5 protein-coding genes are annotated in these 10,650 nt (G+C 45.9%); 1 reads left to right on the top strand and 4 read right to left on the bottom strand.

Features of this window, described 5'->3' with window-relative positions; genetic code table 11:
• Positions 1-77: 77 nt before the first annotated feature.
• Positions 78-2,618 (bottom strand): TonB-dependent receptor domain-containing protein, encoded by a 2,541-nt coding sequence (locus MusilaSJ_RS01170; protein WP_274988248.1) that lies wholly within the window; start codon positions 2,616-2,618, stop codon positions 78-80.
• A gap of 394 nt (positions 2,619-3,012) precedes the next feature.
• Positions 3,013-5,379, bottom strand: coding sequence for an ABC transporter permease (locus MusilaSJ_RS01165; RefSeq protein ID WP_274988247.1), 2,367 nt, complete (start codon positions 5,377-5,379; stop codon positions 3,013-3,015).
• Positions 5,380-5,576: 197 nt separating this feature from the next.
• Here MusilaSJ_RS01165 and MusilaSJ_RS01160 point away from each other — a divergent pair, with 197 nt between their 5' ends.
• Entirely contained in the window at positions 5,577-5,864 is a 288-nt protein-coding gene (locus MusilaSJ_RS01160) for a hypothetical protein (protein WP_090527483.1), read from the top strand.
• A gap of 96 nt (positions 5,865-5,960) precedes the next feature.
• On the opposite strand, the gene MusilaSJ_RS01155 is transcribed toward MusilaSJ_RS01160, so the two are convergent.
• Together MusilaSJ_RS01155 and MusilaSJ_RS01150 are read right to left on the bottom strand one after the other, a co-directional pair.
• Positions 5,961-9,152: an error-prone DNA polymerase gene (locus MusilaSJ_RS01155; RefSeq protein WP_342457018.1), complete on the bottom strand. Its 3,192-nt coding sequence runs from the start codon at positions 9,150-9,152 to the stop codon at positions 5,961-5,963.
• Positions 9,152-10,636, bottom strand: coding sequence for a Y-family DNA polymerase (locus tag MusilaSJ_RS01150; RefSeq protein ID WP_274988246.1), 1,485 nt, complete (start codon positions 10,634-10,636; stop codon positions 9,152-9,154). The genes MusilaSJ_RS01155 and MusilaSJ_RS01150 overlap by 1 nt, the downstream gene beginning before the upstream one ends.
• Positions 10,637-10,650: the final 14 nt, after the last annotated feature.

The following is a 10,650-nucleotide window of genomic DNA, read 5'->3' as shown; positions in this document are numbered from 1 at the left end:
ACCGAACCTGGAATATCGAAAAAGGTTAATAACAAACAGGCGGTCCTCTCCGCCTGTTTGTTGTTCGTTAAATGCTCTTAGTTTCCCGAAGGCGCTCCCTGAACATCGTCATTACTGATACCCCGCTTGTTTTTCTTAACCGCTTCTTTCAGCTTGCCGAAACGGTAGTTAAGGCTGACGGTAAAGCCCCGGAAATAGGCGCGGTTAATATTTGTTTGGGTAAAATCGGGGCCAAATGAACTCCTGATATTATCCCTGTATTTGCTGAAAGGGTTATTCACCGTGGTCGAGAACGAAAGTTTATCCTTCACTACATCTTTATTAACTGTAAAGGATACACTGGCGTAAGGGTTGGATGTACCCTGGATAGAAAGATTAGGCCCATTCAGAAACACGTTGGTGCTAACCCGCCAGCCCTTCTCTAAATTATAACCGCTGTTTAGTGATGCGCCATACATAAAGCCCTGATTTTTCACCAACTGGCCATTCACTATGCCCTGCACACGGCCATGCGCAATCCTACCGTTAAACGATGTGCTCCATTTTTTGGTGATGGGGTAATTGATATTGGCGTTAAAGGTGAACAGGCGGGCTTTGCCGGTGTTATCAAAAGTGCTGCGGGTAATATTCGTGGCCGGGTCGAAAATTACAACGGGCATGATCAGGTCGTTAAAATAATTATAGCCAAGCATCAGGTTTAAGGATGCCTTTTTCGTTCTGCTGTAACCCAATTGAATACTATTGGAAACCGCGGGCCTGAGGTTGGGGTTTCCCGACGATTCGAAGTTTGGGTTCGAGCGGTCTACAAAGGGGTTTAGCTGGTATATGCCCGGGCGCTGTATCCTTTGCGAAAACCCGAAGTTCAGCGTACTGGAGTTTTTAAACCGCTTATTAATACTTACCGAAGGCACTATATTAAAGAAATTTTTATTTAGCTGCGATGAGGTTGAAATAAAGTCAGCATCAATCAGCGTCTCCTCTACCCTGGCGCCTGCCTTAAAGCTCCAGTTTTGCAGAGTATAGGTATAGCTGTTGTATGCACCCAGTACATTTTGGTTATTATCAAATTTATTGCTTCGCGATGGGTCGGCCTCGAAATTACCGGTTGTCGCATTAAATCCGAGGTATTGAAAGTCACTTTTGTTATCACGAATAATTGCTTTCACCCCCATTTCAATATTCAACTTCTTTACAGGCTGAACGTAATCTACCTGAACAGTCTGTTCGGAAGATTCACCTTCATTGTGTTGCAGGTAATCGGGCGTCGTATAGTTTACGCGGTTTGATGCCGTCAGCGCCGCATCTTGCCTGTTGTTGAATGTATAGTACTGGTACGAAAAGGTGAGCAGCCTTTGCTTATTGCTTTTAAAACCCAGCTGGTAATTTAAACCGACATTCAGGCCCCTGCCGCCTGCCGTATTGTTATTGTACAGGTCGTACCCTTCAACCATGTTGCCGGCTTCGTTCAAAACAGAACTTTGCGTGTTGACGCCGTCCTGGTTATTTCCATTAATATTGAATTGCCCCGAAATAAGGTTAAGACTATCAATTTCGTAACTGATGCCAACTTCCGCATAGCCATTTTTGCCATCCCATTTTGCCGTGTTATTCTGGTTAAGGCTCGTAGGGTTGCTCCCGGTAGTAAGCCTCGAAATGGAACTAAGCACTTCGGGCGAATTGGAGATATTCCCGCCAAAATAGTCTGATAGTTCCAGCTTGCCCTGTTTAGACGAAAACGATCCGCCTAATCTCGGACCGCCTACGGGGAATACATGGCTAAGATTTAGCGTGCCATTATACCCGTTACTTATTTTTTTATTGGTCACAATATTAATGATACCCGCCATTCCCTCGGCATCATACTTCGACGAAGGGTTGGTAATTACCTCGATGCTTTGAATGGTTGACGCAGGCATACTTTTGAGGATATTCTTCGGATCGCGCTCCATCATACTTGATGGTTTACCGTTAACAAATATCCGGTAGCCGCTATTTCCCTTCAAAAGGATGTTATCGTCACCGTCTACCGTTAACAAAGGCACTTTACGCATCATCTCCAGTACATTGCTGCTTTTGCTGTCAGGGTCAGCCTTTAAGTCGTAGATGAGTTTATCAACCTCCTGCTTAATGATAGGCCTGTCGGCCGTAATAGCCACCGTTTTAAGCTGTGTAGTTTGTGTGCCCAGGGCAATGCTCCCCAGATTTATAGAGGGTTTATTATTATCGGTAAAATCGACAGGAAGTGTTTTCGTCTTAAAACCAACACTGATCATCGAGAGAAGGTATTGTCCTGATGGCAGCTTTTCAAACCGGAACGTGCCGTCGGTTTTAGTCACCGTGGTGCGGACCAACTGCTTTGCTTCGTTGCGCAGGTTTACGGTTACATAGGAAAGCGGTTGTTTCGATAACGAATCCGTTGCAGTGCCGTTTACCGCGAATAACGCCTGCCCCGCCTGTCCGAAGGCCGGGGCCATAATGATTGAAAATAAAATGAGGAGTAAGAGCTTTAGTTTCATGCTGATGTGATAGGTGAACTGTTTGACCATTAATCTTTTTGAGCCAATCTTAACCAGGTTATAAACCTTATAATACCATGCAATACATAGTACTATAACCATATGACTACCACCCGAATGAATTTGTTACACTTATTTGAAATAAAAATTTAATAATTCTGCCAATCGTCTGAGTGACGTGCCAGTATATATATGCCTGCCTTAAAATTGGTCATTAGCCAGGCTTGGTTAATCCAGCCTGTAAACCGAACTTGTACTTACCCATCATACTGGCTTGGCCGTGTAGATCTCGTTATTTATTGTGATTTGTTTATGGAGTTCAGAACTCAACTAATGTTTTGAGTTTAACAGAAGCGATCACTTCTGTTTTATTCATAAAAAATGCCCCCAAATAGTGTCTAACTTTTTGGGGGCAGTAAATTTAAAACAGGTCCTTCACCGGGCAGTTACTATTGTCTTTTATGGTAATGAGAATGCAACACCCGTAATGAAGGTGTTATTCCCCTTTCAAACTTTTCACCGGATTTGTTAATGCAGCCTTGATCGCCTGGTAGCTTACTGTCAAAACAGAGATCAGCAATGTCAGCGCGGCGGCGATTACAAATACCCAGATATTAATGGAAATCCGGTAACTGTATCCTTTCAACCATTGGAACATTAAATACCACGCTATTGGCGCAGCGATGCAAAATGAGATTACGACCAGCTTCAGAAAATCCCTGGAAAGCAGTGTGGTCACGCTGGCAACCGATGCGCCAAGCACTTTTCTGATACCGATTTCTTTGATACGGTTTTGCGCCATGTAAGCCGCCAGGCCAAAAAGTCCGAGACAGGATATAACGATTGTCAATCCGGCAAACAGGCTGGCCAAAGTCCCGATACGCTGCTCATCACCAAACTTCTTAGCGTATTCCTGGTCAACAAAACTATATTCAAACGGGTAATCCGGGTTGTATTTCTTAAATACAGCTTCGGCTCGGCGCAGGTTTTCTTTTGTCGAATTAGCGTTATTAAGCTTGTAGTGAATGATATTGAACCAGGAACTGGGGCCTTCAATCAGCATATGTTGCACAGGTTCATAAGGCGAACTGATAATAAAGTCTTTGATAACTCCAACAATATGCCAGGTTTTGATGTCTTTACCCTCGCCCTGGGTAACTAATTTGCCAACCGGATCTTTCAGGTTCATGATCTTCACCGAAGCCTCATTCACCAGCATAGCCGTTGAATCCGTCGGATAATTCACCGGATCGATATCCCTGCCTGCAACAAGCTTAAGGCCCATGGTTTTAATAAGGCTTCCGTCCGAAGTGTAAATAATAAAATCAACCTTGTTCTTAGGCTGTGAGCCCGGCCAGTTAAAGCCCCAGCTATCGCTATATCGTTGCGTTATAGGCGAATTAGTTTTGGACACCGAAGTCGCGGCACCACTGGAGAGCAATTCGTTTCTGATGGATTGATAGTGCTTCGCGATCTCGCCGGACATAAACGTGTAAACAAGGTTATCTTTCTTATATCCGGTATCTCTGTCCTGGGCATATTGTAATTGCTGACGGATAATGATGGTACAAATGATCAATACCACCGCAAAAGTAAACTGAATGACCACCAGCAATTTACGCGGTGTAACTAAAGCATTTGCCGCCTTAAAAGTACCTTTTAGTACAGCTACAGGCTTGAATGACGACAGGTACAATGCAGGATAACTTCCTGAAATTATACCGGTGACCAGTATAAATCCAATTGCGGTCAACCAAAAATAGGGACTACTATAAGGCACATATAATTGCTTTTGGGTAAGCTGATTGAAACCCGACATACTGATCTGTACAATGACGATAGCAAAAATACCGGCAATAAGTGCGATCAAAACAGATTCACCTAAAAACTGCCAGATTAATGAACCCCTTAATGCGCCTACAGTTTTACGGATGCCTACCTCCCTTGCACGCGTCTCGCTCCTGGCCGTACTTAAATTCATGAAATTTATACAAGCGATGACGAGGATCAGTACAGCGATCAGTGAAAATACCCTGACCCGTTCAATTCTCCCACCAACTATCACCCCATCTTTAAACTGCGAATACAGGTGCCATTTGGTTGCGGGGTGCAAAAACTGCTGAATATCCTTGGTATCGGAATGGTTTCTGGTAAAGTTCAGCACAGCAGCATCAGCATGAGCTTCCGTTACGCCGGGTTTTAAAAGAACAAACGTTTGAATGGAGTTATTGCCCCAGTATTCATCATCCTGCCCTATCTTTTTTAGATATGACCAGGGAATAAGGTATTCAAAATCAAACCGGGTATTATTCGGGAGGTCTTTCATCACACCCGTAACTTTAAAATAAGCGTTACTATCTATTTTAACTGTTTTGCCAAGCGCATTTTCCTCTCCGAAAAGTTTCTTTGAAAACTTTTCAGTGATAACTATGCTATGAAGGTCGTTCAAAGCGGTTTTGGGGTCTCCATTAATTAGTGGAAAACTGAACATGGAAAGGAAATCCGGATCAGTAAAATCGCCTGTTGCAGTCAAACGTTTGTCGCCAATGCTAAACAAAAAACTGGCATCAGTTACCCTGGCTACTTTTTCCAGTTGGGGCAGTTCCGCTTTCATCACCTTACCCATGATTTTAGGCGTGGTTTCCCAGCTCCATAATTTACCGTCAAATTTCGAGCGGTTATAAACAGAGTAAAGCCGATCCCGTTTTTCATGGAACTGATCATAGCTAACCTCATTCTGGATCCATAACAAAATCAGCGCTGCGCTGGCCATGCCGATGGTCAATCCGAGGATATTGATCAGGGAGAATGTTTTTTGACGTAAGAGGTTGCGCCAGGTAATCTTTAAGTAGTTTTTTAACATATAATCAGGCTTTAATAACCATAAGACGCCGGCATTAAGATTTTAGTTGCACTGTTTTTCTTTTTTCTGCGAAAACAAAAAATTGCGGTATTGCACAACACCGTAATACATTGTTTATACTTTTACATCAGAAATTGTAAACCGTATTGATAAAAGTTCTATGTACCAATTACGTTTATTGTAAAAAACTAATACCAATGACAACTTTAACAGAATTTAAAGCATCATTAAATTTAGAACAACCTGTTAACGGGCTCTCTGCGCAGTTAAAAAGCCTTTGGTTTGATGGTAAAGGCGACTGGCATCAGGCACATGCACAGGTTGATCATCTGACAGATCAGGCATCGGCGTGGGTCCATGCCTATTTGCACCGTAAAGAAGGTGATATTGGAAATGCTGATTACTGGTATAGCAAAGCACGGCAAGTACGCCCCAACCTTTCATTGGAAGAAGAATGGGAGCAATTGGTATTGCAATTCCTTTGATCGGATAAACCTTACCATATCCCTTTTACAGGCATAGTAAGACAATTATAACTGCCTTTTGAGTCTATGAAAAGCCTATTAATGATACGCTTTTCATCAATGAAAATTCCTGCCCTTATGAAAGGCGCTCTTATTGGGGATATTTCGTGGATCAGGTGAAGGCATCGAGGTTTCATCTCCCCTTGACAGGCTCAGTAAAGAAGGCTGTTCATCAGGTACAGCCGTCAGTTTACCCAATAAAGAATTGAGATTATAACAGCGGCGTACCACCACATGGATCACTTCGCCCTCAACCTGTAAATGCCCATCTACCAGGAGCAGTTGCGACTGAACGATCTCTTTGCGATACTTATCAAAAAACTTACCCCAAACCACAAGATTGGCAAAGCCGGTTTCATCTTTGATGGTTACGAATACCACGCCTTTGGCCGTCCCCGGCCGTTGCCGCACGGTGATCATCCCGGCAACACGAATTTTTTCGCCATTCTTTAACGATCGGATCCGGTTGAGCGGTATAACCTGCAGCCGGTTCAAATCTTCCCGTACAAAACTTACCGGATGCGCTTTAATGGATAAGCCGGTGGAAGCGAAATCCTGTACCACGTGCTCACCCGCGGTCATTAGCGGTAATTCAATTTGCTCACCTGCACTGGCCGAAGGCAAACTTTCCAGCAATGCCACGGGGCGGTCGCCTAAAGCGGCAACTTCCCAAAGCGCCTGCCTGCGGTCGAGGCCGATAGAGCGGAATGCATCCGCATCAGCCAGTTTCTCCAAAGCTGCCTGCGAAATACCGACATTTGACAAATCGATAATATGTTGATAAGGAGCATTCTCAACCAGGATATTCATTTCTTCTTCTTTTAGCCCTTTCACCAACCGGAAACCTAAGCGTAATATCTTATATTTTCCGGCCTGTTCTTCCAGCGAATGATCCCAGGCCGAGTAGTTAATATCCACGCCACGAACAAAAACGCCATGCCCGCGCGCATCGTCCACGATCTCAGCGGGCTGATAAAAGCCCATCGGCTGGCTATTAAGCAAAGCGGCGGCAAAAGCATCCGGATAATAATACTTCAGCCAGGAAGATATATAAACCAGCAGCGCAAAAGAAGCGGCATGGCTCTCGGGGAAACCATAACCCTCAAAACCTTGTAATTGCTTAAATACCCGCCTCGAAAAATCTTCCTCATAACCACGCGCTACCATACCCTCCACCAGTTTCTTTTCGTACAGGTATAACTTGCCATTTGCCTTAAAAGTCGCCATGCTCCGGCGCAGTTCATCAGCCTCGGCCGGTGTAAAGCCTGCGGCAACAATAGCGATCTCCATCGCTTGTTCCTGAAAAAGCGGAACACCTAAAGTCCGGCCTAAAATATCTTCCAGTTCCGTTGATGGATACACTACCTGTTCTTCGCCATTACGCCTGCGCAGATAAGGATGCACCATATCACCTTGTATTGGACCGGGCCGCACGATAGCCACCTCGATCACGAGGTCATAAAAACATTGGGGCCTCAGTCTTGGCAGCATAGACATTTGCGCCCGGCTCTCAATCTGGAATACCCCAAGTGTATCCGCATGACCGATCATTTCATAAACTTTGGGGTCGTCCTGCGGGATATTGACTAAGGTAAGCTTTCGGCCATAATGTTGTTTTATCAGGTCAAATGCTTTGCGGATCATAGTCAGCATACCCAATCCTAAAACATCCACCTTCAAAATGCCCAATGCTTCCAGGTCATCTTTGTTCCATTCCAATTGGGTTCGGTTCTCCATGCGGGCATTGAGCACAGGGCACAGGTCGGATAGTTTGTTATCGGTAATAACAAAGCCGCCGGTATGCTGTCCCAACTGCCGCGGGAAACCCATCAGCAGTGTCGTCAGCTTCAGTACTTTGTATATCAATGGATCGCCCGGGTTAAGCCCCTGTTCCTGCAAACGTTTTTCATCAAAACCTTCTTCACTGAAATCCCATATCGTGCCACCAATACGTTTAATTGTATCTTCAGATAAGCCCATCGCTTTGCCCACATCCCGAATTGCTCCTTTATGCCGCTCCTGCGTAACGGTAGCCACAATAGCCGCGTGTTCCCGGCCATAATCCTCATAAATATACTGGATGATTTCCTCGCGGCGTTCATGCTCGAAATCCACATCAATGTCAGGCCATTCCTCGCGTGCATCAGACATAAAACGGGAAAAAAGCAAACGTGACTTCATCGGGTCGACCGCCGTAATGCGCAAACAATAACATACCGTTGAATTGGCTGCAGAACCCCTGCCCTGGTGCAAGATTTCGAGTTCTTCTGCTTTCCGGGTGTATTTATATACACGAAGGAAATAGGGCGCCAGCCTGCGCTTTTCGATAAAGGCCAGCTCAAAATCAATCTGCTTAACTATCTTAGGCGGTATATGCTCACCATAGCGTTCATGTGCACCTTCCCATGTGTATTTTTTCAACCTTTCCTGTGGTGTTAATCCGTCAAAGATCTTTTCTTCCGGCTCAATGTATTTTAATTCGTCCAGCGAAAAAGTACAGGCTTCGGCAATAGCAAGTGCATTTTCAATGGCTTCCGGATATTGCCTGAAGATCCGGTGTATTTCTTCAATAGGTTTCAGGTAGCGTTCCGCATTCTGATGTAACCGGTACCCTGCGTTGTGGATAGTGCATTTCTCCCTGATGCAGGTCAATACATCCTGTAGTTCCCTCCTGTTCGGTTCATGATAATGCACATCACCGGCAGCAACCAAAGGTACGCCCATGCCGGCCAGCCGGTGTAGCCGTTTGGCATCATCGCCACTGTAAGAACGTAGGGCAGCCATGTATAAGGCATTTCCGAAAGCTTGTTTATATTCTGCTACTGCTGTTTTAAACTCACCGGTAAAATCAAACCGCGCGTTGAGCTCATCGGGCGGAATGATGATAAACAGGATGCCTTCCCGGTGTTCATACACATCTGCTTTATATAAATGGCATTCACCTTTTTCGGCGCGCAGATTACCCCTGGTGAGCAAGGCCGAAAGCCGGCCATAAGCAGCAAGATCAGTAGGATAAGCCAGCAGTCCCGGCCCATCCAGTAAGTCCAGGCGACAAGCGGGAATAAATTGTACAGGTAGTTTTTTTGCGGCAATATGCGCCCGGACAATACCGGCCAGGCTATTCCGGTCGGTAACCGCTATGGCCGTATAACCATGAACCACTGCCTGCTCAACCAGTTCCTCCGGGTGAGATCCACCGCGCAGGAAGCTGAAATTGGAGGTACAATATAATTCCGCGTATTTCATCATCAGGCAAAAAATCCGTGTAAATACCATTGGGCACCTCCGCTATCATAATGCCCCGAACGGAACAGCCAATAACGGCCCCCATGCTCATCCTCCACCATATAATAGTCGCGGTGCTCACCTTTGTCCAGCCACCATTCCCGTTCAATACGTTCCGGTCCGTCTGCTTTATCCACAACATGGCGCTTACCCTTATAGATAAATATTTTTGGTGGATAATCCGGCAATAAAGCCATAACTTCAATGGCTTCCGGTTTGCTGAGCAAGCGTATTGGCCTTGGCTTGTCAGCCCGCCAGCCGGCCAGCGAGATATCTTTGAGTGAAAGAGCGGGCCGGATGGAACGTTCGGGCCAGTAATGCTCGGCAGGCAGGTAACGCATAATCCTTTCGGGGCCGATCTTTCCGGCAATCCGGTCAAGCAGCTCGGCCAGTGCGGTATCCTGCAGGCCCGGATCTCCCATCCATAGCTTTTCCTGCAAGGGGTCGATATCTTCCACTTTTTGTGCTTCCAGCAGAAACAGCTCAATACCCAAAGCAGGTTCAATCTTGCTGATCTGTAAACCAAAGAGCTTGAATAAATGGGAAACACTATGTGAGCCGCGCGTGGTCGTTATCCCCGCTTGTACCATTTTGCCGTCAATCCGGAAACATTTCAGCACGGCCTTACGCACACCTTTTCCTTCAGCTTGCAAGCGGCTACATAGGCCTTGCAATAGTTTTTCAATGCCAATTTCTATGGCTTTATCCGTTCGTACCGGCTCCAGGCAGGGTAGCCGCTCAACATAAGGTACGGGCGGGATAATCGGGGTCAGGTATTCATCAGTAGTACCCAAAGCCTGGGCAAGCCTTAACAAAAAGCCTTCACCAAAACGCCTGCGCAGCACAGTACGCGGCATGATCATAAAATTTTTAACATACCGGAAGCCGAGTTTATACAGTTTGTCCAGTATTTCCGGTTCCAACCGGAGAGCGGCCGGAGAAAGACCGGCAATGGCTTCCGCCTGCCCGCCGCTTTCAATAATGGGCCTGATCTTACCATACCGGGCAATAGCCCAGGCTGCGCCAACAGTATCGGCAATAGCGGCCCGTGCATCGTAGCCCATACCCCTTAATTTAAGTACAATGGTTTTTAAATATCCTTTTTCACCACCCCATAGATGTGCACAGCCGGAAATATCAAGGGTCAAACCATCGGGCAGGTCAATAGCCACAACCGGCGTATAGCGGATGCACCATAAACCCAAATGCCGGAGCAGCTTACTTTCCTGGCCCAACGGAAAATCAATAACCTGTAAATTGGTGGTAATCGCTTTGGCATCTGCTGCAGGCATCCCTGCACGAACACCTTGTGCTTCGGCTTCGGGGTTAGCTGCCCTGACAATCATACGGTTATGTTCGGGCACAACCAGCACAACGGGCTGATCTTTTAATTCCGGCTGTTGGAGTGTCAGCCAGTCTGTCACCAGGTGACGAAACCAAATAGCCATATACCTGTGCTGCA

The sequence above is a fragment of the Mucilaginibacter sp. SJ genome (assembly GCF_028993635.1).
Taxonomy (GTDB): Bacteria; Bacteroidota; Bacteroidia; order Sphingobacteriales; family Sphingobacteriaceae; genus Mucilaginibacter.
The sequence above is the reverse complement of the archived record's forward strand: the minus strand, read 5'-3'. Positions and strand labels throughout refer to the sequence as shown.

Bases quoted from the DNA above. Each gene is read 5' to 3' on its own strand.
- MusilaSJ_RS01170 (WP_274988248.1), bottom strand. From the start codon at position 2,618: ATGGTTATAGTACTATGTATTGCATGGTATTATAAGGTTTATAACCTG.
- MusilaSJ_RS01165 (WP_274988247.1), bottom strand. From the start codon at position 5,379: ATGTTAAAAAACTACTTAAAGATTACCTGGCGCAACCTCTTACGTCAA.
- MusilaSJ_RS01160 (WP_090527483.1), top strand. From the start codon at position 5,577: ATGACAACTTTAACAGAATTTAAAGCATCATTAAATTTAGAACAACCT.
- MusilaSJ_RS01155 (WP_342457018.1), bottom strand. From the start codon at position 9,152: ATGATGAAATACGCGGAATTATATTGTACCTCCAATTTCAGCTTCCTG.
- MusilaSJ_RS01150 (WP_274988246.1), bottom strand. From the start codon at position 10,636: ATGGCTATTTGGTTTCGTCACCTGGTGACAGACTGGCTGACACTCCAA.